The following is a 24,855-nucleotide window of genomic DNA, read 5'->3' on the forward strand; positions in this document are numbered from 1 at the left end:
TTGCCCGCGAAGGCGGCGTGTCAGGCGACAGTAATTTTGAATGTGCCGGCCTCTTCGCGGGCAAGCCACGCTCCTACAGAATTTGTGGCACTCACTTTTTCATCAGCGCCGAGCACGCCGCTTTGTAAGCCTCATGCTGATACTTGTTCAGCGTGCCCGGCAGTTCAAAGCCGAACTTCTTGTACTGCGCATTGATGGTCTGTGGCGACAGCAGCGTCACCTCGCAATTTTCCAACAACTGGAAAACACCCTCGATCTTGAACGTGGTCGGCCCACCGGCGAACTCACCTTTCTTGCTGCGCTTCTTGATCGCGATCCGGTCGATGGAGTTCTCGCGCACAAACGACGCCACCTGAGCGGCAAAGACTTTGACGTTCGCGGCTTCGTCGTTATCGTCGAGAGCGATTTTCTTGGTGGCTAGAGTAACGTGGCTCAGGGCCTGACCGTCGAGGGAGGCCACGGCGATGATCGCTTCGCTGCCTTTGATTTCGATGCCGCAGATTTTCATGTGAATCCCTTTCCCGATAGTGGCATGCAGCTTACAGCTCAAGTTGATCGGCGTTGATGCCAAAAGCCGCGGCGATTTTTTCACGGGTCGCCTTGCGCGGCTTGGCGACAGTCTCCTGCTGGGCGAAGGCCGGTTGAGAGATGCCCATGCGTTTGGCAACTTCATCCTGGGTAAGGTTCAAGTGCTTGCGCCATGGAGCGCTGTCCGAGGGAAGATCAACGGACTGTGAAAGCTTGATTGAAATTGTCTTGCGCCTTATCGAGCAGAAATTTCTGTAGGATTTTTAGTGTCCATTACTGCGAAGTTTCCTTTTCCTTCCTGTGACTGTGAATTCGGCGGTACGAATTACTTAGTTTGTGCCGCATCATTCATGGACACCCCTTCACAGTTAAGGAGTCTGTAAATGAATGCTCCCCTCTCCCCTTTGTACACCAATGAAGCCTCCCCTGATTTTCTTCGCAGCCAAGAAGATTACCTTTTCTCGCAGTAACTTGAAGGTGCGAACAAAGACGTCTTGAGGATTATTGAGCAACAACAGGCTTACGCCAACGCTCATCCGCCCACAGCTATCTACCGTGTGGCAACTGCGGGCAGCCAGCCTCGTAATGGCAGGAGGATTCAGCGTGCAACTTCGTCGTGGGAATTTACATAGGATAACGGCCAACAATTACGTGGTGCGCAGAAAGTTATGCTATTCCCAAAAGATCTCCACTGATCATGCGTGTGTGACAAACAGTGCATACAATGCCCGCTATCTCATTTTACAACCACGAAAATGATCATGGACCTATATATGAAGCCGGAAATATTAATTTTCATAGATAACGACTATCTATCAACCTCACTATATTTGTATAGAAAATTGCACTTTCAAGCCGCACCAAAAGAAGGTATCAGATGCTTAACAATAATCGCAAAAGATAGCAAAAATATTAGGGAGGCTAGCGATGAAAGTGATGAAGTTGTCTTGGTAGATAGTATTGAAACTGGCGAAGTACTCTGCGCAGTAGAACGTTTAAGCCGAACATATAGTGTGAAAGGACTGTTTTGCTACCCAGCGCATGTCACACCGCGTGGGGACGCTAACCATGTAGTTGAAGATATCGCTAGGCAATGCGGGCTTAAATATTACAGCGCCGAGCCGCTAGAGAATTGTAACAATAAGTACTTAATGCGTTCGCAACTTAGCAATATAAAGGGTGTTAGGTCGGTAAATTTCAGACTCTTCAATGGAGATTTCGAAACTATAAATGATCTTATATTTCCCGTAGTGATGAAGCCGGTATACGGGGGCGGCTCGGCGTTTGTCTCGATATGTGATGACCGAAAGAGTCTTGAAAAAGCATATAATCACTTCATACAAAGATTTCCTGACGTGCCTGGAGCCTATTCTTTCTCGGGAGCTGAAAAATGGCTTAGTTCTCCAGAAGCAGGCCCTGTGCTATATACGCCGGGCGTTTCCGTGTTAATTGAAGAATTCATTGAGGGGCCTGAAGGTTCTTTAGAATGCTTGGTTGTCGACGGGAGCATTCACCCGATGTTGATATTTGAAAAGATGATAACAAGCAGCACCTCCAGTACGGTTTTAGAAAAGGTCATAGTTACACCACCGCAAAGCTTTTCTAACGACCAGATATCGGTGATCGTATCAACTATTAGCAATTCTATAAAAGCACTGAAGGTAAAGAACGGATTTTTACACGTCGAGTTCAAATTATCCAAAAACGGCCCCCAAGTGATTGAGGTAAACCCGAGGCTGGGCGGGTTCTTCGTGGACGAAGCACTTAAGGATCTGTGCTCATGTGATGCGTATGCCTTAAACGTCAATTTCATAACAAATAAGCCAGTAACCATAGGGCACCATTTGGCGGATGACCTTCCGATATTGCCGGAGGACGCCGTCTACGCGATGCTTCTATTCTATCCAACTCGCTCAGGCTACATCAAAGCTATAAAGCTTCCAGAAATTGATTCTGCGTGTGAGATTTTATCGCAGGTACTGCCTACTACTAACGGCCACAAAGATGGATTCTTCGATGTAGAGAACGAAGAAGCTTATATCGCAAAAATGTGGGTGAGGGCAACGTCTATAGACGAGATACTTCACGTCCATAAAGAGTATGAGAGAAACATTAAAGTCGAAACATCTGAATATCGCGAAGACAAAATACTGGAGCAGTGCTAGATGTGCGGGATAGCTGCAATATTTGAGACTTCTGCCCGCTCTAATGAAAAGCGCGACTTTGAGGCTACTTTATTAAAAATGTTGGGGAGAATCTCCCATAGAGGCGCTGCTGAAAGCTTTGGAGAGCGTTTTATATTTTCTCATGCTGCTATTGGTACCAATCGCTTGCCTATCGTGGAGAGAGAAGACAACAATCAGCCGTTCATAGATAACATTTCTGGTCGCGCAATTATATTTAATGGTGAAATTTACAACTTGAATGAGTTGCGATTAATTTTATTATCACACGGAGTAAAGTTTTTAGGCTGTTCAGATACCGAGCTAGTTCTTAGGGCATATGCTCACTGGGGGGAATCTTGTCTGACCCGACTCAATGGTATATTCGCGTTTATTATCTACTCACCGGGAGACAACACTGTTTTCGCTGCGAGGGATCGGCTGGGCGTAAAGCCTCTATACTTGACTCAAGAAGGAACTGTCCTCTATTTCGCATCGGAACTGAAAGCACTAATTGGGTTGACCAACAAGACACAAGAAATCCTCCCTGGACATTATTGGGTGGACGGTCGACAGAACGCATATTATTTAATTAGCGAAAGCATAGGGCCGCGACTAGATTACAAGTCTACGGTAAATAAATGCAATGAGCTACTGCACCTCTCGGTAAAGCGTCAAGTCAATACTGATCTTCCGATAGGCGTAGTTTTCTCTGGCGGGCTAGATAGCGCAATAATTCTTTATCTTGCTAACCTATACCATAAGAACGTCACCGCCTACACGGTCGGAGTGACTGGCTCAGTTGACGTAGTATTCGCGCAGAGATTATGCAAAGAACTTGACATTAAGATAGTTATTTCTGATGTTGATCGTGTAGATCTGATGCAGTCTATTAGAACCAGCATATATGTATCTGAACAATTTGAACCCGTAGATATAACTGATGCATTAACTATACATTCTGCTTTCTCCCGAATGAAAGAAGACGGGATTCGTATAGCTCTATCTGGAGATGGAAGTGATGAGCTATTCGCTGGTTACGACTTTTTTCAAGGGGCAAGTGACCGTCGTGCGCTTCAGCTACATAAAGTTAAGAACTTGTATCGAACTGATCTACAGCGTGTGGATAGAATGAGCATGTTCAATACAGTGGAATGCCGTGTACCGTTTCTCGACAAAGATCTTTTCGATTTTATAATATCGGCACCGATGGAGTTCCATGTAAGAGATGATTTTACAAAAGTTCTACTGAGGGACGCTTTTTCCCTCGAATTACCAGACTATATCACCTGGCGACCAAAAATGAGGATGTCTGAAGGGTCAGGTATAGGCGGACTGATCTTTGACGTACTTCAATCAATAAGTGAGAGCCTGGATAGCAAGCCTTTTCCATTAGAAGATAATGCAATTAATAATGCTGCTTTGATATTCCAAGAGTTCGGCTTTGAGCTTCCAGACAATCGATATAAGGTACAAGGTCTCGACTATCATAGCGGCGGATGGACGACCTCGACAACTAAAGACATTGATAAAAACCTCGTCAGTTCCCCTACCAGCGAAGGATAATAAAAATGATTATTGCAAAGGACACTTTGAGTAAACAGGATTTACTGTCTTCCGACCAATGGGGCGACCACAAATTTCAAATGAAGAATGCAATTCGCACCAAGGCTCAGCTGGAAGCCTGGGTAACTCTCAGTGATACAGAATTGAAGGGCATTGAGCAAACAGAGAGCCAGTATAAGTGGATGATTACTCCATATTATGCATCACTGATGGACGAGACCAATGAGAATTGTCCGATTCGGCTGCAAAGCATACCCCACCCAAAAGAAGTTGATGAGAGTAATCAGCAGGAGGATGTAGACCCTGTGGGTGATATGGTTTATATGAAAACCAGACGCGTCGTACATAAGTATCCAAACCGAGTCATATTCCTAGTGTCGGATACTTGCCCAGTTTATTGCAGACACTGCACTAGAAAGTTTCACACAACTGATAAGTCAGGCAGTTATTACAACAAAGAGCTTCCCGACTCATATGATCAAGACATAGAGTACATTGCAAACAACAAAAACATCAGCGACGTATTACTTACTGGAGGCGACCCGCTAATTCTTTCCGATAAGCTTTTGCATAGCATTATCTCTAGGCTCAATGCGATCCCCCACGTAGATTTTGTACGCATTGGCTCACGGTACCCGGTTTTTCTTCCGCAGCGGATAACAGATGATTTTTGTAAGATGTTGTCCGAATTCAAATCAATCTGGTTTAGCACCCATTTCAATCATCCCGTGGAAGTGACTCCTGAGGCCTTAAGCGCGATAGATAAACTTCTTTCCCACGGTATACCGGTGCAAAACCAGACAGTGCTGTTGCGTGGTGTGAACGACGACGTCGAAACACTTAGAACGTTGAACCGGATGCTGGTGAAAGGCAGGGTAAGGCCTTATTACCTATACCACGCGGACAATGTTCAAGGCGTGTCGCACTTTAGGACGTCGATAGAAAAGGGCCTTGAGATTATGGAGCAGCTGCACGGTTATGAAACTGGTTTCAGCGTCCCACAGTATGTTTACACCACTAAACTTGGGAAGATCCCTTTGAATAACCAGTACTTCTATAAACTTGGCTCTAAGAATTTTGTGCTTGGCTATGATCATAAAACGCTTGAAATCCCTTGAGGTCAACTGACTCGCGAGTGGGTCACTACCTGGTGGCTTTGAAACTAAATAATTTACCATTTCTTCGGTACAGATATGATATTTACTAAATTAGACTACTCAATGTTAAGCCCGGAATCTATTGTCGCTCAATTTAAAGAGGACTTTAATTTTTCATCTGACGTCACAATATTAGACCTTCCTAAAGCCAATCAACAGCGACCGACGCCGAAACATTGGAGAGACGACTGCCATTCAAACTACGATGATTTATTTCTTCAGCTTTCAAGGCATGTTGGTGATGTCTTCGGTTATAGCGACCTGCAGAACGGTAAGCTTGTTCAAGAAATATTCCCAATCTTCCAAGATAGAAATAAGCAGTTGGGAAGTGGTTCTGTGCATTTAGAACTGCATACTGAAGACCCCGCTTTACCTTATAGGGCAGATGTACTAGGTTTTTTATGCGTAAGAAACGACGATAAAGTCCCCAACTTGCTGTCTTGCCCAGATTTTTCAGCTGTTGATGCAACACTCAAGCACAGGTTAACTGAGAGCCGTTATACCATTCTTTCCGACCGACCTTCTACGATCGAATATAAGCCAACAGCTCTAGAGACGGCGGTGTTGCAAGAAGCACCTACCGAGGGCTACAGCTTCATTTATGATCCTGTCTACGTTGACTACAGCAAAATGTCTCACTACGAAGAACTAGATTTTAAGGATTTTATCAAGCTGGTTGAGTCAGCAACCTTTGACTTATCAATGAACGAAGCACAGGTTTTGTTTATCAACAACTATAAGTGCGCTCATGGCAGGCCAAAATTTACGCCAAAGTACGATGGAACGGATCGATGGCTGAAAAGAGTACAGATTTCCAAGGATGTGTCTAAGCACCTAGACCGGGAGTACAGTCTTGACATCATCACTGATATATAACCGTGCCGCGAGGCTTTCCCGTAGATATACATCCGAGATGCGCGAGAGTTCCCGGCTCTCGCTAGCCTTTGTATCTGGCAATATCGCGCATGTGATTATTGCGACTACGGACGTAATAATGGCTGGATGGATTAGTACCGAGGCGTTAGCTGCGTCGACTTTGGCACAGGGCCTCTACTATCTTCTGTTTTTATTATTTTCCGGGCTACTCATCTCTACCATCCCGTTTATTACTGATGCATTGGGATCTAAGGCAAAAGAAGAACAATATGCATCTGTATCGACCAGCTGCATTCAGCTCATAGTAGCTGCGTTTTTAATATGCTTAGCAATGCTCTATTTTACGAAAGAAATATTAGTTTTTTTTGGCCAGGATCCGCTTTTGTCTCTCGAAGCTCAGAGATACATGAATAGCCTGATGTGGAGCATCGGCCCAGCGATTTTATTTGTACACCTCAGAAATGTTTTATCAATAATGGGATCAGCGCGATATACAGTTATCGCAATTATTATAGCAGCGATCTTTAACTTCGTTGCTAACCTGATTCTAATATTTGGCTTTTTGTGGATACCCCCCTTGGGTTTGTTCGGTGCAGGTATCGCCACGACGCTAACAAACATTTTGCTTTGTATATTGCTGGTCATATTAGGCTTAATGAATCCGCAGTTCGGGGAGCGGCAGCACTGTATAAAATTGACAGTAGTGAGAGGGTGGTTGATGCTGCCTATTTTAAGAAACGGTATTCCGGTCTCTTTAACGCAGGCAAATGACACTCTATTTTTCTTCATCCTCACAATCATAGTGGGTAAGTTTGGAATCGTTGCGTTGGCTGCTCATGGTATCGCAATGCAAGTTCTTCAAGTCGTATTTACAATACCTAATGGCATTTCTCAAGCTTCTACTACGAGAATAAGCCTCTGCTCTCCTTTGGGTGTGTATTCGCGGCGGACGAGTGACGCCGGATGGAGTGCTTTATGGCTCGGATGGATAGTACTCACTGTAATATCTTCTATCCTGATTATTTTTCCCCATGATATTGTTCAGCTATTTGTTGCTCGCGGTGAAGGTGGAGATGACGAGCTTATCAAGCTATCTAGCCTTTTTGTCTGCATTTTAGGAATTTTCCATTTCTTTGATGGAAGTCAAATGGTACTGCTCGGTATATTTAGGGGCTTGAAACAGACCGTCTTTCCGATGTTGCTTTCGATTATTTGTTTTTGGCTAGTGGGACTACCGCTCGCTCTCTTCTTGGCATTTTATACTGACCTAGGAGCGGCGGGTGTATGGTGTGGCGTAGGGCTTGGACTTATAGCGCTGTTCTCTCTACTTCTATTTAGATGGATCCGATACAAGGCTCCGGCGCAGGTTGCGGCATGAGAAATCTATACGGCATTCGAGGTATAAATTACATACTGAAACACAGTATATTCGTGATAGCTTACTTAGTATTACTATCTATATTGCTTATTCTGGCAGTACCGAAGGGTTTTTTGTCGATATATTCAGTGTCTTACTACTGCTTGTTATTTTTTCTTCTCTATTCCATCAGCGCTTGGCCGATTATTCGCTCCCAATTTGATATGCTCAATATCGTCGTACCTTATTCCACCGTGCGACGTTTTAGTAGCTACACCTGTTGGCTCGTTCCGCTCTCCATTTTTACGTTGGTGGCGGGACTCTACAGCAGAACTGAATTAGTCGGATTTGGACTTTTACTATCAAGCCAGTTATTACTACTTTGCCTCCTAATCTGGTTATATGCGACGGTTGTGATTACCTGCAGGTCTGCTCTAAAGTGGCGGGAACCTGTGCTCACATTATGGTACGAGGCATTAGATGAGCTTGGCGATATTGATGATAAAACTCGCGAGTGTATCCTCGATCTAATTGAGTCGGAATTTCATGGAAGAAAGTTATCACGCTCTAGCCGCCTATCCAACGGTTTGCTTAAGCCTGTCATGCCTATACCTTATGCTACGAATATAAATATCAACGGGTTTAAGTCGTCATTCGGACTCAGAAAGCCTCTTTGGTCTAAAGACGATTTCTGCTTCCTCTCAGGCATTGATACGCTTCTTGCCGAGATGACGCAGGAACTAATCCAGCTCTATGAAAAACACAAGAACACCCAGGAAAAATATCCCTTTCATGGCGATCCTTTGTGGAAATCAGTTCCACTTTATAAAGGAGGTCAAAAAATTGCTGTATACACTGACCTTGTTCCAAATACGATTCGCTTTGTCGAGGATGTTGTGCCAGGCGCTACTATCAGAGAGGTTGTGCTTTCAAGCCTAGAACCGGGCGGTCACATCGAGCCGCATTTGGATTATGTTTATCCTATGCTGACGTTACATCTTCCTATCCTTTGCGCTGACGATGGATTATCTGGACTGAGAATCGGGGAAGAGATCGTTAGTTGGAGAACGGGTGAAATAGCAATCATTGACACGACTTTTCAGCATGAGTCTTGGAACCATAGTGAATGTACTCGTGTAAATCTGATGTTTGATTTCTGGCCCGGGGACCTGAGCCCGTCGGCGAAAGCTTTTTTCACTGAAGTTTACTCGCGGCAGATGCTGCGACACTTAAAATAATTACAGTTGGTGAAAATCATGTCAAACCCGAGCCAGCAGTTATCGAAGGTCTTGAGTGAAAGTCCTAAAATACGTGACTTAATTCAGATGCACGACGGTGAGCTCAACCTTGAAGTCCCGCAGGAAGTTTCTCGCGCGACGATTGACGCCTTAATAAATGGGCACACTGGCTATTGTAATCTTACTGGCATAGATGTTTTAAAAAACGCGTTGATCGAGAGATGCTTTCAACAACATAGTAAGTTGTGCGACCCGGCCGAAATTTTAGTTTCTAATGGTTCAAGTCAAGCTTTGTTCATGTTGATGAAATGCATATTATCCAACGCGGACGAGGTTCTGATTCCGAATCCATGCTGGCCCGCCTATAGATCTTACATAGAACTTAACGGGGGTATTGCCGTCGATTACGAAATGGGAAATAAGGGTCTCGACATAGTTGAAATTCGCAAGTTGGTGACTCTCAAAACCAAGGCGTTGATTATTAACTCACCTCACAACCCCACTGGCTTGATTCTCAGTCGACAAGATATTCTAGTCTTGGTGGCGTTATCTCAAGAGTATGGCTTTCTACTCATTTCCGATGAAGCCTACGAAGGCATCATTTTCGGTAGCGGTGAATATGTTAGCCCTCTGGATCTTATGGTGGACTCTAGCCTGCTGGTGGTTACACGTACGTTCTCAAAACTGTTCTCTATGTCTGGTTTTAGAATAGGCTATATGTTCGCGGATAGAAAAATCATCGACCGATGCTCCACGCTTCAGGGCGTCATGACGGACAATGCGTGTACATTTGCGCAGCACGGTGCCTTGGCAGCTATAGCGTTGCCTAAGAGCATTCTTAAAAAACGTGTTGATGAGTTGCAACACCGAGCCTATTACTGCCATCAATTATTAAGCACTACGTTTGACATTGTACGGCCGCAGGGTGGTTTCTTTCTATTTCCTGACATTTCCCGAGTATTGGGTGCTACTTGGAATTCGGATACCCAATTTGTAGACGATCTCCTCAATGTAAAATCCGTTTCGACCACGCCAGGGTCTTCTTACGGTATGAAGGACCATATCCGCATCTCTATTGCTTCCGTAAATGAAGCTGAAATTAAAGAAGCATGCGGGAGAATTATTGATCTTGTCCACCATCGCTGATTTTCATACGACAGGTGTTACTAGTGTGGAAACCGTTGTCGCTTGGAGGCTCCATGGTTTCATCAGATATTATTGTTGGTCCCGACATTTATTTTAGGTCAAGACAGCTCCATATTTTATAGCCAGCAATGTTCTGCCCTAAAATTTTATTGGTCACTAATTATGCATACTATTGAAAATATAGCGGTAAGTGTTGAAAACCTCACAGAAAAATTCGAGGTTGAACGTTTCAAGGTTTATACCTTGAATCAAATTGACCAGATTCCTCAGCTTGCTAAATTAGACAGCCAGACTATTTGGGCGATGAAGGTGGTGGCAAGCGTTCTTCCATTTCGAGTCAATGAATATGTTATCAAAGAATTGATCGACTGGAGCAATATTCCCAACGATCCTATATACCAGCTTACCTTTCCCCAGAAAGATATGCTGGATAACGAGTCTTTTGATCTAATAGCATCTTTATTTTTAAGGAATTCCGACCGCTCATCCTGTGAGGTCGCGATAAAAGCGGTTAGAGCTAGACTCAATCCCCATCCAGCAGGACAGCTGGAGCGTAATATTCCTTCACTGTCTGGCGTGACAGTAACGGGTGTCCAGCACAAATATCGTGAGACTGTGCTGTTTTTTCCAAGCGCTGGTCAGATTTGCCATAGCTACTGTACTTTTTGTTTCCGTTGGGCCCAATTCACGGGTGACCAATCGCTCAAGATTGCTGCTAAGGAAAACGCCCAGCTATTGGATTACCTTCGGGCCAACCCTAAAGTGACTGATGTTTTAATTACTGGCGGAGATCCGCTAGTTATGAAGACAAGCAATCTACGTGCTTACCTAGAACCTCTTTTGACGCCTGAATTCGAGCACATCCACACTATCCGAATTGGTACAAAGGCGCTTTCTTTCTGGCCTCAGCGGTTTGTGACTGACAGCGACGCAGGTGAACTTCTTGATCTATTTAGGAAGATCATCAACAGCGGTAAACACTTAGCGTTAATGGCTCATTATAATCATTGGGCGGAACTTGAGCCTGCCATTGCTCGAGAGGCTATTCTTCGTGTTCGACAAACAGGCGCTCAAATACGTAGCCAGGGCCCGTTGCTGGCTCATATCAATGACTCTGCTGACGTCTGGGCGCGACTCTGGCAGACGCAAATTCAACTAGGCATTATTCCTTACTATATGTTTATCGAGCGTGATACCGGGGCCCGCCGATATTTTGAAGTCCCTCTTGTATGTGCGTGGGAAATTTACCGGGACGCGGTCAAACAAGTTTCAGGTATTGCCAGGACTGCCCGAGGACCTTCGATGAGCGCAGATCCGGGGAAAGTTGAGGTCTGCGGTGTAGCTGAAATTCGAGGAGAAAAGGTGTTTGTTTTACGTTTTATCCAAGCACGAAACCCGGATTGGGTGCAGAGGCCATTCTTCGCACGATTTGATCCCGATGCTACGTGGTTCGATCAACTAAAACCGGCTTTTGGGGAGACTGCGTTCTTTTTCGAGAGGGAAGTTTCTTAATCCGTTTTTGCCAGCGTTGCCGCTGATGATCAAACTGCCAGCCTGGGACAATGTGCTCCCACTCAATACTCTGTGCGCGGTTTTCATGGATCCGCGTTTCATAATCGCAGGACGCGAGATCAACTGGTCGCGGTAGGAATGGCAGCCACCTGCCACCCCCGCACAGATCCGTACGTGCGGAATTACCGCATACGGCTCCTGCCTTGGGTTTTGAGTAAGCGCTCCACACCCCACCGACTTCAATGTGAGCAGCCCGCTCAACTATTCGCGCGTTCTTTGACACCATCGATCACGAGTGGATGATGTGCTTTCTGCAACACCGAATCGCGGATCGACGGGTGTTAGCGTTTATAGTCCGATGGCTGCGTACAGTTGTTCTTGAAAACGGAAAGCGAACTCCTGCGAAGCAGGGCACACCACAAGGTGCGCCTATTTCACCGCTTTTAGCCAATATCTATCTGCGCTTACGGCTGGAGAAAGCGCGGCAGTTATTGCGGCAAACGGACATGAGCGTGCTGGAAGTGAGTATTGCGTGCGGGTTTGAATCGCCTTCGTATTTCACCCGCAGCTATCGGGCGCGGTTTGAGCGGTGTCCGCGGGAAGATCGCCGACAAAGCCAAAAAGCCTGAACCTGGCCCTTGTAGGAGCGAGGCTTGCCCGCGAAGGCGGCGTGTCAGGCGACAGTAATTTTGAATGTGCCGGCCTCTTCGCGGGCAAGCCACGCTCCTACAGAATTTGTGGCACTCACTTTTTCATCAGCGCCGAGCACGCCGCTTTGTAAGCCTCATGCTGATACTTGTTCAGCGTGCCCGGCAGTTCAAAGCCGAACTTCTTGTACTGCGCATTGATGGTCTGTGGCGACAGCAGCGTCACCTCGCAATTTTCCAACAACTGGAAAACACCCTCGATCTTGAACGTGGTCGGCCCACCGGCGAACTCACCTTTCTTGCTGCGCTTCTTGATCGCGATCCGGTCGATGGAGTTCTCGCGCACAAACGACGCCACCTGAGCGGCAAAGACTTTGACGTTCGCGGCTTCGTCGTTATCGTCGAGAGCGATTTTCTTGGTGGCTAGAGTAACGTGGCTCAGGGCCTGACCGTCGAGGGAGGCCACGGCGATGATCGCTTCGCTGCCTTTGATTTCGATGCCGCAGATTTTCATGTGAATCCCTTTCCCGATAGTGGCATGCAGCTTACAGCTCAAGTTGATCGGTGTTGATGCCAAAAGCCGCGGCGATTTTTTCACGGGTCGCCTTGCGCGGCTTGGCGACAGTCTCCTGCTGGGCGAAGGCCGGTTGAGAGATGCCCATGCGTTTGGCAACTTCATCCTGGGTAAGGTTCAGGTGTTCGCGCCAGGCCCGGATAGGCGTTGCCCCGTCGACAATGCGACTTACCACCTCGTGAGGGATCAGATCGGGCTCAATTTTCTGTGCCACATATTGCGCGTAGGGAATGACCACGAACGCGGGGTTTCCGTCTGCGTCGTTGATGATTTGAACGTCAGTAGGTGCGTTCATCGCGTTTTTTGACCTCTTGAATACTGACTACTTTGATTGCGCCTTCCCAGTCGAACATGACCCGATAGTTACCGACTCGCAGCCGATAGGCATAGTCATGACCAACCAGTGCTTTGACGTTGCTTACATCAGGCATGCAAGCAAGCACCGTGACAGCATCACGAACCTGGATCTGATGAGCGGAATGCAATTTCAGAAGCTGCTTAACGGCCTTTCGAGTCCAGTGAATGTTGTTCATGGGGAGAATATAAGTCGTTTATAAGATTTGCGAATCTTTACTTATATTTTTCAGGCGGCCAATAAACGAAATTTGTCAGTATGTTGCTCAAGAAAAGCGTGCGAAGCCGCAGTGGATGGGGCGTTGTAGGTTTGATCTGAGGGGGATGTGGGAAAAGATATTCGGACAGATTGAGGCCAAGGTAGTCGTTGTGCCGAAATTCTGGTTTTTAGAGATAAAATATTGACCTTTAAATGTCTTTTTGCATCATAAAGGACAAAATATAAACGTTTAAAAGTAAGTGGTTGCTTGCATTGCTACACTTGCTCACACTCCTCTTGAGGTCGCCTCATGGCCCTTACCCATTTTCTCTACTCCCCCGGAGAGATCGCTTTACAGATTGCCGGGAATGCCAAGCGTCTGAGGCTCAGCAAAAACTTTTCGCGGCGCACGCTCGCACAAAAGTCGGGCGTCCCCGAGTCGAATATCAAGCGCTTTGAAACCACCGGCAAGATCTCTCTGGATGGCTTGTTGTTGATCGCGATTTGCCTGGGGGCAGAGGAGCCGCTGACAAATTTGTTCGCCTCGACTCAGTCGCTGACGCTTCAAGAACTGAAAAACTACGAAAGGGCTCGTGGCCGACAATGAAATCCGTCAACGCACTCAGCGTTATGCTTCAAGGATCACGTGTCGGCGAACTGGTCGCGATTCCTCGTCAGGGTGTGTTCTTTTCTTATGATCCGGGCTGGTTGGCGAAAGGATTCAATCTTGCGCCGTTTCATATGGAATTCTCGGTCAAACCTCAGAGGGCGGCTGATCCGATGCTGTTCGACGGCCTGCACGGTGCCTTCAGCGATTCGTTGCCCGATGGCTGGGGATTGCTGCTCATGGATCGATTCTTCCGAAGTCAGTTGAGAATCGAGCGCCACGCAATCGGACCGCTGCATCGTCTGGCCTACATGGGCAATCGAAGCATGGGCGCGCTTGAATACGTGCCGATGTTCGAAACCATTGAAACAGACGAAGACCTCGATCTGGCCGCCCTTTATGAAGCATCACAAACGATACTTTCAGGCAGCGCTGACGAGGTCATCAATTCGCTGCGACTGGCGGGTGGTTCACCCGGTGGTACCCGACCCAAAGCGGTAATTGGTCTTTCGCCGGACAAACACCGCGCCGTTTCGTCGTTTGGTGAAATACCCAGGGGTTATGAGCACTGGTTGATCAAGTTTCGCTGCGAAGAGGAACATCGTGATAGCGGTGCTATTGAGCGGGCTTATGCCCTGATGGCCCACAGGGCAGGGGTCGAAATTTCCGAGTCGACACTGTTAAAGGTAGAAACCGCCAAGGGCGCAGAGCAATTCTTCGCCACGAAACGTTTCGATCGAGAAGCCGGTTCCAAGCGCCATATGCTTACCGCTGCGGCGATTCTATACGCCGACTTCCGCGCGCCAAGCCTCGATTACAGTGATTTATTGCGAGCGACCTTGGCAATGACAAAGGACGCGTCCGAGGTCGAGAAAATGGCCCGATTGATGGTTTTCAACGCTCTCGCTCATAACCACGACGATCATGCGAAGAACTTCTCCTTTTTTGGCGGCAAGGTCGGCTGGAAAATGGCACCAGCCTATGATCTGACCTTTTCCAGCACCGCAGGGCGTGGCAACGATCACACCACTGCATTCGCGGGAAAAGGCATACCCACACGCAAGGCTCTTATTGAGGTGTGCAAACCTTTCAGTTTCCTTGAGCCTGAACGCTACATCGAACAGACACTGGATGCTTTTTCCGAGTGGAGTATCTGTTGCGCCGATCTGGAGATCGATAAAGCGGCGAGCAAAAAACTGCTGACCGTTCTTGAGTCAGTGTGGCAGACGCTCTAACGCCTTATTCCTGCCCAATAGACTCCAAAAACTCCGACCGCTCATCACTCATTCGCGCCACGCAATCATTCTGCGCAATCGTAAATGCCTTGCTACCACTTGTCGCCGGAAACGCTTCAACCGCGCAATCCGCGTCCCGGGTCTTCAGCCATTGCTGCTGAGCGGCCTTGAGCTTGGCGGTGATGTCGGTCAGTTGCGCCGGGCTCTTGCCGTAGACCGTCTGCATGCGCTCGGTCAGGCCCTGATAGTTGTCTTTGAGCAGCTGTTCGGCGGTGTTTTTGCTGAAGACCGAGCATTCCAGGGTCTGGACGTCGTTTTCGACTTTGTCGCAGGGGTTGTCGTCGGACTCTTCAGCCGCGTGTACGCCGGTCGCTATCAGTGCTAACGCCAGGAAGATCGATTTCATTGCGTCGCCGCCCCTTATCAGTGAAGCATCCAGTAATGCCGCGAATTCTGGCCCATGCGAAGGCCCTTGAACAGGTGGCCGATGACGTCCGACGATGACCCTTTGTCGCAGATTGACGCTTTCGGCAAACCCCCTGTCGTTTTTGCACCCGGCTACCCCGTCCCTCAGGCATATGCTGGCCCCAAAGCGCCGACACACGATTCGGCGCGTGAATCGCTAATAGGGGACAGCCTGATGAGCCCAGCCGAATTGCACGCCGACAGCATCGTTATCGACGGTCTGATTATTGCCAAGTGGAACCGTGAGCTGTTCGAAGACATGCGCAAGGGTGGTCTGACCGCGGCCAACTGCACCGTGTCGGTATGGGAGGGCTTCCAGGCCACCGTCAACAATATCGCCGCCAGCCAGAAGCTGATCCGCGAAAACAGCGACCTGGTGATTCCAGTGCGCACCACCGCCGATATTCGCAAGGCCAAGGAGCAGGGCAAGACCGGCATCCTGTTCGGCTTCCAGAATGCTCACGCCTTCGAAGACCAGATCGGCTACGTCGAGGTCTTCAAGCAGCTGGGCGTCGGTATTGTGCAGATGTGCTACAACACCCAAAACCTGGTCGGTACCGGCTGCTACGAGCGCGATGGCGGCCTGTCGGGTTTCGGTCGCGAAATCGTCGCCGAGATGAACCGCGTCGGCGTCATGTGCGACCTGTCCCACGTCGGCTCCAAAACCTCCGAAGAAGTCATCCTCGAATCCAAGAAGCCGGTCTGCTACTCCCACTGCCTGCCGTCGGGTCTGAAAATTCACCCGCGCAACAAATCCGATGAAGAACTGAAGTTCATCGCCGATCACGGCGGTTTCGTCGGTGTGACCATGTTTGCGCCATTCCTGGCCAAAGGCATCGATTCGACCATCGACGATTACGCCGAAGCCATCGAATACACCATGAACATCGTCGGCGAAGACGCCATCGGCATCGGTACTGACTTCACCCAGGGCCATGGCCAGGACTTCTTCGAATACCTGACCCATGACAAGGGCTACGCCCGCCGTCTGACCAGTTTCGGCAAGATCATCAACCCGCTGGGCATCCGCACCGTCGGCGAGTTCCCGAACCTGACCGAAACCCTGCTCAAGCGCGGCCATTCCGAGCGCGTGGTCCGCAAGATCATGGGCGAGAACTGGGTCAACGTCCTGAAGGACGTCTGGGGCGAGTAAGCCACTGCATCTCTGAATCCTTTCCCCCGGCCGTTCGTGCCGGGGGCAACACCACGAATTTTCTGGAGTTAAGTTTCCATGGCCAAGATCGCCCCGCAATTGCCAATCGAAGTCGACAGCGAAACCGGTGTCTGGACCTCCGACGCCCTGCCGATGCTGTACGTACCGCGTCACTTCTTCGTCAACAACCACATGGGCATCGAGGAAGTGCTGGGCGCCGACGCCTACGCCGAAATCCTCTACAAGGCCGGCTACAAATCCGCCTGGCACTGGTGTGAAAAAGAAGCTGAATGTCACGGCCTGGAAGGCGTCGCAGTGTTCGAGCACTACATGAAACGCCTGTCGCAGCGCGGCTGGGGCCTGTTCAAGATCCAGGACATCGACCTCGACAAAGGCACTGCCAGCGTCAAGCTCGAACACTCGGCGTTCGTCTACGTGTACGGCAAGGTCGGGCGCAAGGTCGACTACATGTTCACGGGCTGGTTTGCCGGTGCCATGGACCAGATTCTGCAAGCTCGCGGCAGCAAGATCCGCACCGTTGCCGAACAAGTCTACGGTGGCTCCGAAGAAGGCCACGACGACGGTTTGTTCACCGTCAAGCCGTTGTAAGTCGAGGACCCCGCCATGGCTTTCGAAGCAATGTTCCAGCCGATCCAGATCGGCAAACTGACCATCCGTAACCGCGTGCTCAGCACTGCGCACGCCGAGGTCTATGCGACCGACGGCGGCATGACCACCGACCGGTACGTCAAGTATTACGAAGAGAAAGCCAAGGGCGGGATCGGCCTGGCGATTTGCGGCGGTTCCTCCAGTGTGGCCATCGACAGCCCGCAAGGCTGGTGGAAGTCGGTCAATCTGGCCGACGACCGGATCATTCCGCACTTTCAGAACCTGGCTGATGCCATGCACAAGCATGGCGCCAAGATCATGATCCAGATTACCCACATGGGCCGTCGTTCCCGTTGGGACGGCGAGCATTGGCCAACCCTGCTGTCGCCTTCGGGCATCCGTGAGCCGGTGCACCGTGCGACCTGCAAAACCATCGAGCCGGAAGAAATCTGGCGGGTGATCGGCAACTACGCCACCGCGGCTGGCCGCGCCAAGGCCGGTGGCCTGGACGGCGTCGAACTGTCGGCCGTGCACCAGCACATGATCGACCAGTTCTGGAGCCCGCGCGTCAACAAACGTACCGACGAATGGGGCGGCAGCTTCGAAAACCGCATGCGTTTTGGCCTGGAAGTATTGAAGGCTGTGCGGGCCGAAGTCGGCCCGGATTTCTGCGTCGGCATCCGTCTGTGCGGTGACGAGTTCCACCCGGACGGTTTGTCCCACGAGGACATGAAGCAGATCGCCAAGTACTACGACGACACCGGCATGGTCGACTTCATCGGCGTGGTGGGTTCGGGTTGCGACACCCACAACACCCTGGCCAACGTTATCCCGAACATGAGTTATCCACCGGAGCCGTTCCTGCATTTGGCCGCCGGTATCAAAGAAGTGGTCAAGGCCCCTGTTTTGCACGCGCAGAACATCAAGGACCCGAACCAGGCGACCCGTATTCTGGAAGGCGGCTACGTGGACATGGTCGGCATGACCCGCGCCCACATCGCCGACCCGCACCTGATCGCCAAGATCAAAATGGGTCAGGTCGACCAGATCAGACAATGCGTCGGCGCCAACTACTGCATCGACCGTCAGTACCAGGGCCTGGACGTCCTATGCATCCAGAACGCTGCAACCTCCCGTGAATACATGGGCGTGCCGCACATCATCGAGAAATCGACCGGTGTGAAGCGCAAAGTTGTGGTGGTCGGTGCCGGTCCTGCCGGGATGGAAGCGGCTCGCGTGTCGGCCGAACGTGGCCACGACGTGACCCTGTTCGAGAAGAAAGAATTCATCGGCGGGCAGATCACCACTGCCTCGAAAGCGCCACAGCGTGACCAGATTGCCGGTATCACTCGCTGGTTCCAGCTTGAGCTGGCGCGTTTGAAAGTCGACCTGCGCCTGGGCGTGGCGGCCGATGCGGCAGCTATTCTGGACCTGCGTCCGGACGTGGTGGTGCTCGCCGTCGGCGGTCATCCATTCCTGGAGCAGAACGAACATTGGGGCGCGGCTGAAGGCCTGGTGGTCAGCAGCTGGGACATCCTCGATGGCAAGGTCGCACCGGGCAAGAACGTGCTGGTCTACGACACCATTTGCGAATTCACCGGGATGTCGACCGCTGACTTCCTCGCCGACAAGGGCAGCCAGGTCGAGATCGTCACTGACGACATCAAACCGGGCGTGGCGATTGGCGGCACATCGTTTCCGACGTACTACCGCAGCATGTACCCCAAAGAAGTGATCATGACCGGGGACATGATGCTGGAGAAGGTCTACCGCGAAGGCGACAAGCTGGTGGCGGTACTGGAAAACGAATACACCGGCGCCAAAGAGGAGCGGGTGGTGGATCAGGTGGTCGTCGAAAACGGCGTGCGTCCGGACGAAGAAATCTACTACGCCCTGAAGGAAGGCTCGCGCAACAAAGGCCAGATGGATATCGAAGCTTTGTTCGCGATCAAGCCGCAACCTACGCTGAGCCAACCGGGTGACGGCTACTTGCTGTTCCGCATCGGCGACTGCGTGGCGCAGCGCAACACCCACGCGGCGATCTACGACGCCCTGCGGTTGTGCAAGGATTTCTAAGAGCTTGTGGATAACCCTGTGGGAGCGAGGCTTGCCCGCGAAGGCGTACTGACATTCAACATTGATGTCGACTGATCCATCGCCTTCGCGAGCAAGCTCTGCTCCTACAGGGAATCGAGCAAGGCATCCAGGTAGTTTGGCCTGCAAGACCCCGAGGTCTTTGGGAGCTCCACATGTTGAACACCCTTCTTCCAATCCTGTTGTTCGCAGCCACCGGACTCGCTGTCCTGGGCGCGTTGCGGCGGGTGGCTATGTGGCGCCGAGGTCGAGCTTCGAAAGTCGACCTGATCGGCGGCCTGTTCGCCATGCCCAAGCGCTACATGGTCGACTTGCACCATGTCGTCGCGCGGGACAAATACATCGCCAACACTCACGTCGCTACGGCGGGTGGTGCGGTGGCGTCGATGGTGCTGGCGATACTGGTTCACGGTTTCGGCCTGCACAGTCGCATTCTCGGTGTTGCCCTGTTGATTGCTTCGGCGGTGATGTTCGTCGGTGCGATTTTCATGTTTCTGCGTCGTCGCAACCCACCGGCTCGCCTGTCCAAAGGGCCATGGATGCGCCTGCCGAAAAGCCTGTTGGCGTTCTCTGCGAGCTTTTTCCTGTTGACCCTGCCGGTGGCGGGCATCCTTCCGGAAAACTTCGGCGGCTGGGTGGTGGCTGCGATCCTCGGCGTCGGCGTGCTGTGGGGCGTTAGCGAACTGTTCTTCGGCATGACCTGGGGCGGGCCAATGAAGCACGCCTTCGCCGGTGCCCTGCACCTGGCCTGGCACCGTCGCGCCGAACGTTTTGGTGGTGGTCGTTCCACTGGTTTGAAACCGCTGGACCTGAACGATCCGACCGCGCCACTGGGCGTGGAGAAACCCAAGGATTTCACCTGGAACCAACTGCTCGGCTTCGACGCCTGCGTGCAGTGCGGTAAGTGCGAAGCTGCGTGCCCGGCGTTCGCCGCTGGCCAGCCGCTGAACCCGAAAAAACTGATTCAAGACATGGTGGTCGGCCTTGCCGGTGGCACTGATGCCAAGTTCGCTGGCAGCCCGTATCCTGGGAAGCCAATCGGCGAGCACGCCGGCAACCCGCATCAACCGATCGTCAACGGTCTGGTGGACGCTGAAACCTTGTGGTCCTGCACCACCTGCCGTGCTTGCGTCGAGGAGTGCCCGATGATGATCGAGCACGTCGACGCCATCGTCGACATGCGCCGCCACCTGACCCTGGAAAAAGGCGCAACCCCGAACAAGGGCGCCGAAGTCCTCGAAAATCTGATCGCCACCGACAACCCTGGCGGTTTCGCGCCGGGCGGACGGATGAACTGGGCGGCGGACTTGAACCTGAACCTGCTCAGCGAGAAGAAATCTGTCGACGTGCTGTTCTGGGTCGGCGACGGTGCCTTCGACATGCGTAACCAGCGCACCTTGCGCGCCTTCGTCAAAGTGCTGAAAGCGGCCAAGGTCGACTTCGCGGTGCTCGGTCTTGAAGAGCGTGATAGTGGCGACGTGGCCCGACGTCTGGGCGACGAAGCGACTTTCCAGTTGTTGGCTAAACGCAACATCCAGACCCTGGCCAAGTACAGCTTCAACCGCATCGTCACCTGCGACCCGCACAGCTTCCACGTGTTGAAAAACGAGTACGGCGACTTCGACGGCAACTACCTCGTGCAGCACCACAGCACCTACATGGCCGAAATCATCGGCGCTGGCGCCCTGAGTCTCGGCCAGCACAAAGGCAGCAGCGTCACCTATCACGACCCGTGCTACCTCGGCCGTTACAACGGCGAATACGAGGCACCGCGTGAAGTACTGCGCGCCCTCGGGATCGAGATCAAGGAAATGCAACGCTCCGGTTTCCGCTCGCGCTGCTGCGGCGGTGGCGGCGGTGCGCCGATTACCGACATTCCGGGCAAGCAGCGGATCCCCGACATGCGCATGGAAGACATCCGCGAAACCGGCGCCGAACTGGTGGCCGTGGGTTGTCCACAATGCACCGCGATGCTCGAGGGCGTGGTCGAACCCCGGCCGCTGATCAAGGACATCGCCGAACTGGTGGCGGACGCGTTGCTCGAAGACGCTGCGCCAAGTAAGCCGACCACACCGGTCCAACGTGAACCTGCGGAGGCCCACTGATGAGCGACATTATCCGCCGCGACCCACGCGCCGAATGGATCGCCCGCAACCGCCTGCACCCGCTGCACGCGGCCATGCAACCGGCGCAACACAGCTGGATGGGGCCTAGTGGCGTCATCCGCAAGAATCCCCATGGCATCGGTTTTATCGGTCCCAACGGCATCAAACGGATCGACCGCAGCGGTGCACAACAGGGCGGGGCGAGCAAACGCTCGGCCGCGGTTGAAGTGCAATTGCCGCTGCATCAAGTGCCTGCACCTGCGTTTTACATCAGCGTGGTGCCGGACATGGTCGGCGGCCGCTTGAGCAGCCACGACCGCGACTTGCTCGGTCTGGCTCATCAGTTGGCTGGCAAGGACGGCGCGGTGTTGGCCGTGGTCTTCGGCGAACACAAAGAAAACGCTTTCGCCACTGCTGGCGTCGATCGCTTGCTGGTGCTGGATGGCGACGAATTCAGCGGTTATGCACCGGAACAAAGAGTCCAGGGCCTGCGGGCTGTGGATAACCAGTTCAACCCGCGCCACTGGTTGCTGCCGGACAGCCGCAGTGGCGGTGGTGAACTGGGTCGACGTTTTGCCGCTGCACTGGGCGAACGCCCGGCCACGCGGGTCTGGCAAGTCAAGGATCAGGAATGCATCGGCCGCGCCGGTGCGGGTTTGCAGGACTTGGCGCGCCCGGTCGCTCGCTTGATTCTCGCCGCCGTCGAATGCGCCGAACCGGTTAGCGAAACCCGTCACGAAGCTTTGCCGGTGGAGTTATCCACAGCGGTTGCCCGCAGTCTCTCGCGCATCGAAGATTTGGGCGCCGTGGCAGTGGACCCGGCGGCGATTCCGATGGCCGAAGCCGAATTCATCTTCTCCGGCGGCAACGGGGTCAAGGACTGGGGACTTTTCCACAGGACGGCCGAAGCGTTGGGCGCTACCGAAGGCGCGTCTCGTGTGGCAGTGGACGATGGCTTCATGGCGCGCGACCGTCAGGTCGGTGCGTCCGGCACCTGGGTTACCGCAAGGGTCTACGTGGCGGTGGGGATTTCCGGGGCGATCCAGCATCTGCAAGGCATCGGTGCCTGCGACAAGGTGGTGGCGATCAACCTCGATCCTGGCTGCGACATGATCAAACGTGCCGACCTGTCGGTGATCGGCGAGAGCGCCGAGATTCTTCAAGCCTTGATCGATGCGGTAGAGGCTTACCGCAATGAAGCCAAGCGCGATGCGGCTTAAGGAAAGGAAAGGGTTATGAGCACGAAAATCATCAGCCTGGTGTCCATCGGCGCCCACCCGACTTCCGGCCGGCCACGTCGCGCTGAGCAGGATGCGCGAGCGGTGGAACTGGGTCTGCAACTGGCTGGGGATAACCTGCAAGTGCTGCATGCCGGTGACGTCGCAGAACCTGCACTGCGTGCGTATCTGGGCATGGGCCTGGAGCAGTTGCATGTGCTTGAGCAACCTTCAGGCGCCGATGCACTGCCGGCATTGACCGCGTATTTGCGTGACGCCGGAGCTCAGGTCGTGCTGACCGGAAGTCAGGCGGAAACCGGTGAAGGCTCGGGCATGTTGCCGTTTCTACTGGCGGAAAATCTGGGCTGGCCGCTCGTCGTAGGGCTGGCTCAAGTTGAATCCATCGACGGTAGTTCGGCGCTGGTACTGCAAGCCTTGCCACGCGGTCAGCGTCGTCGATTGAAAGTGCGGTTACCGTTTCTCGCGACGGTGGATAACGCTGCGCCGAAACCTCGGCAGAGCGCTTACGGCCCGGCCCGACGCGGGGTGTTGCAGGCGGATGAAGTCGAAGTGATCGACGATGAACTGCTGGCGGTCGCCACCCTGCAACCGGCCAAGCCACGGCCTAAACGCTTGAAGGTGATCAAGGCCAAAAGTGGCGCGGACCGTATGAAAGCCGCGACGGCCAAGGCCAGTGGCGGGGGCGGGCAGGTGCTTAAAGGGTTGAGCGCGGAAGCTGGGGCTGAGGCGATTCTCACGTTGTTGATTGAGGAAGGCGTCGTTCGCTAACAGTCCTGTGGAGTCAGCTAAATGGCAGTTGAATTTCGTTCGGCCCTGCGCGCGGATGCGCGGGAGATTGCTCGTTTGTTTCAGATTTCATCAGAAGGCGCTGCGGATTACATCTGGAGCCAACTGGCGCAGCCCGGCCAGGACTTGCTGGATGTGGGCGCCAGTCGGTACGCTCGTGAAGACGTGGATTTTTCCTGGCAGAACTGCCTCATTGCCGAAGCAGGGGGAAACGTCATTGGCATGATGCACAGCTATGTGATGCGTCACGATCCGCTGGCGGCTCCCGTGACCGATCCGGTCCTGGCGCCGTATGCCAGGATGGAAATCCCCGACACCCTCTATATTTCCAGCCTGGCGCTTCATGAAGGCTGGCGAAATCAAGGCCTGGGCAAGCAATTCCTCGCCTACGCCTACGACCGTGCCAACCAGCTTGGGCTCAATGGCTTGAGCCTGATCGACTACGCCGTGAACACCGGCGCCCGCCGGTTTTACGAGCGACATGGCTTTCGTATCGTCGATACCTGCCAAATCACACCGCATCCGATGATTCGGGTCACGGGTGAGGCTTATCTGATGTATCGGCCCTGATGAGCTACATTTTTCTATGAGCTGGCTTGTATGAGCTGGGCGGGGTTGCAGCAGCGCTAGTTCATAAAACTCGTTTTCAAGAATGGGTTGAACATGAAAACGGTCAGTCGGCGTGAGACATGTCTGATCGGCGGCGTGAATTTAAAGTCGTCTCTGATGCTGTTTGCATTTTGTATGTGTGCAGCTACAAGTTCGATGGCTGAAACTAGGCAGGCAGCTCCGGATTTCTACAAATGGTTGGAGTCTGAACAGGGACAAAAAGCGACCTTGACGCAGATGAAGCAGCAATGCGACAAGGTGTTGGGCGCTGAAAAAAATCTCAATTGTTCAGTGTCCGTTTTCGCCGTTCGAGGCTAAAACCGCAAACCAGCTTCCCGAATACTACCTGGCGATCAAGCGGCGCCATGCTCAGGCCATCGCGAAGGACCCCGAGCTCAACGCACTATTTTCCATGTTCGGCACTGAGTCGATCGCGACTCTGCGGGCCGTCGGCGATTTTTCGGTGGAAAGAACCAAGCGGCACGAAGTGCTGGCGATTCAACCCTACCCCAGTGACATTCACGTCACTGACGAGGTACTGCCCTAGATCGATGTCAAAGCGGCAAATGGTGTCTCGTCACGATTTATCCTGGACACCGGCGCGCCTCAAACCCGGGTTAACGACGAAACCGCGAAGC

24 protein-coding genes and 1 pseudogene are annotated in these 24,855 nt (G+C 52.0%); 19 read left to right on the forward strand and 6 right to left on the reverse strand.

Translation table 11 applies throughout. The features are described from left to right. Positions 1-91: 91 nt before the first annotated feature. Together ACYZT0_RS27910 and ACYZT0_RS27915 are read right to left on the reverse strand one after the other, a co-directional pair. Positions 92-508 (reverse strand): DUF3010 family protein, encoded by a 417-nt coding sequence (locus tag ACYZT0_RS27910; protein WP_462043902.1) that lies wholly within the window; start codon positions 506-508, stop codon positions 92-94. Positions 509-539: 31 nt separating this feature from the next. Continuing rightward, a pseudogene (locus ACYZT0_RS27915) lies at positions 540-701 on the reverse strand (helix-turn-helix domain-containing protein); the annotation flags it as partial. Positions 702-1,289: 588 nt separating this feature from the next. Here ACYZT0_RS27915 and ACYZT0_RS27920 point away from each other — a divergent pair. The 9 genes from ACYZT0_RS27920 to ACYZT0_RS27960 all read left to right on the forward strand — a co-directional run bounded on the left by ACYZT0_RS27920 (position 1,290) and on the right by ACYZT0_RS27960 (position 12,171). Then, entirely contained in the window at positions 1,290-2,693 is a 1,404-nt protein-coding gene (locus ACYZT0_RS27920) for an ATP-grasp domain-containing protein (RefSeq protein ID WP_462043903.1), read from the forward strand. Beyond that, positions 2,694-4,256, forward strand: a complete 1,563-nt coding sequence (locus tag ACYZT0_RS27925; RefSeq protein WP_462043904.1) for an asparagine synthetase B family protein — start codon at positions 2,694-2,696, stop codon at positions 4,254-4,256. A gap of 5 nt (positions 4,257-4,261) precedes the next feature. After that, the gene (blsG, locus tag ACYZT0_RS27930; protein ID WP_051414796.1) at positions 4,262-5,374 is read left to right on the forward strand and encodes an arginine 2,3-aminomutase; all 1,113 of its coding nucleotides are present in this window, start codon (positions 4,262-4,264) and stop codon (positions 5,372-5,374) included. Positions 5,375-5,449: 75 nt separating this feature from the next. Next, on the forward strand, positions 5,450-6,289 hold the full coding sequence (locus ACYZT0_RS27935) for a hypothetical protein (protein ID WP_462043905.1): 840 nt from the start codon (positions 5,450-5,452) through the stop codon (positions 6,287-6,289). 37 nt (positions 6,290-6,326) lie between these two features. Beyond that, on the forward strand, positions 6,327-7,667 hold the full coding sequence (locus ACYZT0_RS27940) for an MATE family efflux transporter (RefSeq protein ID WP_462046649.1): 1,341 nt from the start codon (positions 6,327-6,329) through the stop codon (positions 7,665-7,667). A gap of 128 nt (positions 7,668-7,795) precedes the next feature. Continuing rightward, entirely contained in the window at positions 7,796-8,884 is a 1,089-nt protein-coding gene (locus ACYZT0_RS27945; RefSeq protein WP_462043906.1) for an aspartyl/asparaginyl beta-hydroxylase domain-containing protein, read from the forward strand. Positions 8,885-8,902: 18 nt separating this feature from the next. After that, positions 8,903-10,030 carry a pyridoxal phosphate-dependent aminotransferase gene (locus ACYZT0_RS27950; RefSeq protein WP_462043907.1) on the forward strand — a complete coding sequence of 376 codons (1,128 nt, stop codon included), beginning with the start codon at positions 8,903-8,905 and terminating at the stop codon, positions 10,028-10,030. A gap of 162 nt (positions 10,031-10,192) precedes the next feature. Further along, on the forward strand, positions 10,193-11,542 hold the full coding sequence (locus ACYZT0_RS27955) for a KamA family radical SAM protein (protein WP_462031130.1): 1,350 nt from the start codon (positions 10,193-10,195) through the stop codon (positions 11,540-11,542). A 263-nt stretch (positions 11,543-11,805) separates the two neighbouring features. Continuing rightward, complete coding sequence (locus ACYZT0_RS27960) at positions 11,806-12,171, forward strand: helix-turn-helix domain-containing protein (RefSeq protein WP_462032433.1); 366 nt, start codon at positions 11,806-11,808, stop codon at positions 12,169-12,171. Positions 12,172-12,286: 115 nt separating this feature from the next. Here the strand turns inward: ACYZT0_RS27960 and ACYZT0_RS27965 are convergent, their stop codons facing one another. From ACYZT0_RS27965 to ACYZT0_RS27975, 3 genes are read right to left on the reverse strand one after another with little or no spacing between them, the layout of a single operon-like run. Further along, on the reverse strand, positions 12,287-12,703 hold the full coding sequence (locus ACYZT0_RS27965) for a DUF3010 family protein (RefSeq protein ID WP_462043902.1): 417 nt from the start codon (positions 12,701-12,703) through the stop codon (positions 12,287-12,289). A 31-nt stretch (positions 12,704-12,734) separates the two neighbouring features. Beyond that, a complete protein-coding gene (locus ACYZT0_RS27970) occupies positions 12,735-13,058 on the reverse strand; it encodes a helix-turn-helix domain-containing protein (protein WP_462043908.1) in 324 nt (107 codons plus the stop codon). After that, positions 13,042-13,296 (reverse strand): type II toxin-antitoxin system RelE family toxin, encoded by a 255-nt coding sequence (locus ACYZT0_RS27975; protein ID WP_462043909.1) that lies wholly within the window; start codon positions 13,294-13,296, stop codon positions 13,042-13,044. The genes ACYZT0_RS27970 and ACYZT0_RS27975 overlap by 17 nt, the downstream gene beginning before the upstream one ends. A 330-nt stretch (positions 13,297-13,626) precedes the next feature. Between ACYZT0_RS27975 and ACYZT0_RS27980 the strand changes: the two genes are divergently transcribed. Together ACYZT0_RS27980 and ACYZT0_RS27985 are read left to right on the forward strand one after the other, a co-directional pair. Then, a complete protein-coding gene (locus tag ACYZT0_RS27980; RefSeq protein WP_462043910.1) occupies positions 13,627-13,923 on the forward strand; it encodes a helix-turn-helix domain-containing protein in 297 nt (98 codons plus the stop codon). Further along, complete coding sequence (locus tag ACYZT0_RS27985) at positions 13,920-15,158, forward strand: type II toxin-antitoxin system HipA family toxin (protein ID WP_462043911.1); 1,239 nt, start codon at positions 13,920-13,922, stop codon at positions 15,156-15,158. Before ACYZT0_RS27980 ends, ACYZT0_RS27985 begins: the two co-directional genes overlap by 4 nt. A gap of 4 nt (positions 15,159-15,162) precedes the next feature. Here ACYZT0_RS27985 and ACYZT0_RS27990 read toward each other — a convergent pair whose 3' ends face one another. Further along, positions 15,163-15,564, reverse strand: a complete 402-nt coding sequence (locus ACYZT0_RS27990; RefSeq protein WP_462043912.1) for a lysozyme inhibitor LprI family protein — start codon at positions 15,562-15,564, stop codon at positions 15,163-15,165. Between the two features lie 234 nt (positions 15,565-15,798). On the opposite strand from ACYZT0_RS27990, the gene ACYZT0_RS27995 reads away from it, so the two are divergent. The 8 genes from ACYZT0_RS27995 (at position 15,799) to ACYZT0_RS28030 (ending at position 24,535) form a co-directional block, all read left to right on the forward strand. Further along, positions 15,799-16,776 (forward strand): dipeptidase, encoded by a 978-nt coding sequence (locus ACYZT0_RS27995; RefSeq protein ID WP_008033250.1) that lies wholly within the window; start codon positions 15,799-15,801, stop codon positions 16,774-16,776. Between the two features lie 78 nt (positions 16,777-16,854). Further along, the gene (locus tag ACYZT0_RS28000; RefSeq protein ID WP_008033249.1) at positions 16,855-17,385 is read left to right on the forward strand and encodes a DUF5943 domain-containing protein; all 531 of its coding nucleotides are present in this window, start codon (positions 16,855-16,857) and stop codon (positions 17,383-17,385) included. Between the two features lie 15 nt (positions 17,386-17,400). Next, on the forward strand, positions 17,401-19,461 hold the full coding sequence (dgcA, locus tag ACYZT0_RS28005; protein ID WP_462043914.1) for a dimethylglycine demethylation protein DgcA: 2,061 nt from the start codon (positions 17,401-17,403) through the stop codon (positions 19,459-19,461). A gap of 173 nt (positions 19,462-19,634) precedes the next feature. Next, a complete protein-coding gene (gene dgcB, locus ACYZT0_RS28010; RefSeq protein WP_462043915.1) occupies positions 19,635-21,584 on the forward strand; it encodes a dimethylglycine demethylation protein DgcB in 1,950 nt (649 codons plus the stop codon). Next, on the forward strand, positions 21,584-22,804 hold the full coding sequence (gene etfA / locus ACYZT0_RS28015) for an electron transfer flavoprotein subunit alpha (protein ID WP_462043916.1): 1,221 nt from the start codon (positions 21,584-21,586) through the stop codon (positions 22,802-22,804). The genes dgcB and etfA overlap by 1 nt, the downstream gene beginning before the upstream one ends. 15 nt (positions 22,805-22,819) lie before the next feature. Continuing rightward, positions 22,820-23,590, forward strand: coding sequence for an electron transfer flavoprotein subunit beta (gene etfB / locus ACYZT0_RS28020; RefSeq protein ID WP_462043917.1), 771 nt, complete (start codon positions 22,820-22,822; stop codon positions 23,588-23,590). 21 nt (positions 23,591-23,611) lie between these two features. Continuing rightward, positions 23,612-24,178 (forward strand): GNAT family N-acetyltransferase, encoded by a 567-nt coding sequence (locus ACYZT0_RS28025; protein WP_462043918.1) that lies wholly within the window; start codon positions 23,612-23,614, stop codon positions 24,176-24,178. 93 nt (positions 24,179-24,271) lie between these two features. Next, positions 24,272-24,535, forward strand: coding sequence for a hypothetical protein (locus tag ACYZT0_RS28030; protein WP_462043919.1), 264 nt, complete (start codon positions 24,272-24,274; stop codon positions 24,533-24,535). The last annotated feature ends 320 nt before the right edge of the window (positions 24,536-24,855 follow it).

The organism is Pseudomonas sp. ZS1P83, assembly GCF_054897825.1.

What these genes read in the sequence shown, in the direction of transcription:
- ACYZT0_RS27910 (WP_462043902.1), bottom strand. Translation starts at nt 508, where the DNA reads ATGAAAATCTGCGGCATCGAAATCAAAGGCAGCGAAGCGATCATCGCC.
- ACYZT0_RS27920 (WP_462043903.1), top strand. Translation starts at nt 1,290, where the DNA reads ATGGACCTATATATGAAGCCGGAAATATTAATTTTCATAGATAACGAC.
- ACYZT0_RS27925 (WP_462043904.1), top strand. Translation starts at nt 2,694, where the DNA reads ATGTGCGGGATAGCTGCAATATTTGAGACTTCTGCCCGCTCTAATGAA.
- blsG (WP_051414796.1), top strand. Translation starts at nt 4,262, where the DNA reads ATGATTATTGCAAAGGACACTTTGAGTAAACAGGATTTACTGTCTTCC.
- ACYZT0_RS27935 (WP_462043905.1), top strand. Translation starts at nt 5,450, where the DNA reads ATGATATTTACTAAATTAGACTACTCAATGTTAAGCCCGGAATCTATT.
- ACYZT0_RS27940 (WP_462046649.1), top strand. Translation starts at nt 6,327, where the DNA reads ATGCGCGAGAGTTCCCGGCTCTCGCTAGCCTTTGTATCTGGCAATATC.
- ACYZT0_RS27950 (WP_462043907.1), top strand. Translation starts at nt 8,903, where the DNA reads ATGTCAAACCCGAGCCAGCAGTTATCGAAGGTCTTGAGTGAAAGTCCT.
- ACYZT0_RS27955 (WP_462031130.1), top strand. Translation starts at nt 10,193, where the DNA reads ATGCATACTATTGAAAATATAGCGGTAAGTGTTGAAAACCTCACAGAA.
- ACYZT0_RS27965 (WP_462043902.1), bottom strand. Translation starts at nt 12,703, where the DNA reads ATGAAAATCTGCGGCATCGAAATCAAAGGCAGCGAAGCGATCATCGCC.
- ACYZT0_RS27970 (WP_462043908.1), bottom strand. Translation starts at nt 13,058, where the DNA reads ATGAACGCACCTACTGACGTTCAAATCATCAACGACGCAGACGGAAAC.
- ACYZT0_RS27975 (WP_462043909.1), bottom strand. Translation starts at nt 13,296, where the DNA reads ATGAACAACATTCACTGGACTCGAAAGGCCGTTAAGCAGCTTCTGAAA.
- ACYZT0_RS27980 (WP_462043910.1), top strand. Translation starts at nt 13,627, where the DNA reads ATGGCCCTTACCCATTTTCTCTACTCCCCCGGAGAGATCGCTTTACAG.
- ACYZT0_RS27985 (WP_462043911.1), top strand. Translation starts at nt 13,920, where the DNA reads ATGAAATCCGTCAACGCACTCAGCGTTATGCTTCAAGGATCACGTGTC.
- ACYZT0_RS27990 (WP_462043912.1), bottom strand. Translation starts at nt 15,564, where the DNA reads ATGAAATCGATCTTCCTGGCGTTAGCACTGATAGCGACCGGCGTACAC.
- ACYZT0_RS27995 (WP_008033250.1), top strand. Translation starts at nt 15,799, where the DNA reads ATGAGCCCAGCCGAATTGCACGCCGACAGCATCGTTATCGACGGTCTG.
- ACYZT0_RS28000 (WP_008033249.1), top strand. Translation starts at nt 16,855, where the DNA reads ATGGCCAAGATCGCCCCGCAATTGCCAATCGAAGTCGACAGCGAAACC.
- dgcA (WP_462043914.1), top strand. Translation starts at nt 17,401, where the DNA reads ATGGCTTTCGAAGCAATGTTCCAGCCGATCCAGATCGGCAAACTGACC.
- dgcB (WP_462043915.1), top strand. Translation starts at nt 19,635, where the DNA reads ATGTTGAACACCCTTCTTCCAATCCTGTTGTTCGCAGCCACCGGACTC.
- etfA (WP_462043916.1), top strand. Translation starts at nt 21,584, where the DNA reads ATGAGCGACATTATCCGCCGCGACCCACGCGCCGAATGGATCGCCCGC.
- etfB (WP_462043917.1), top strand. Translation starts at nt 22,820, where the DNA reads ATGAGCACGAAAATCATCAGCCTGGTGTCCATCGGCGCCCACCCGACT.
- ACYZT0_RS28025 (WP_462043918.1), top strand. Translation starts at nt 23,612, where the DNA reads ATGGCAGTTGAATTTCGTTCGGCCCTGCGCGCGGATGCGCGGGAGATT.
- ACYZT0_RS28030 (WP_462043919.1), top strand. Translation starts at nt 24,272, where the DNA reads ATGAAAACGGTCAGTCGGCGTGAGACATGTCTGATCGGCGGCGTGAAT.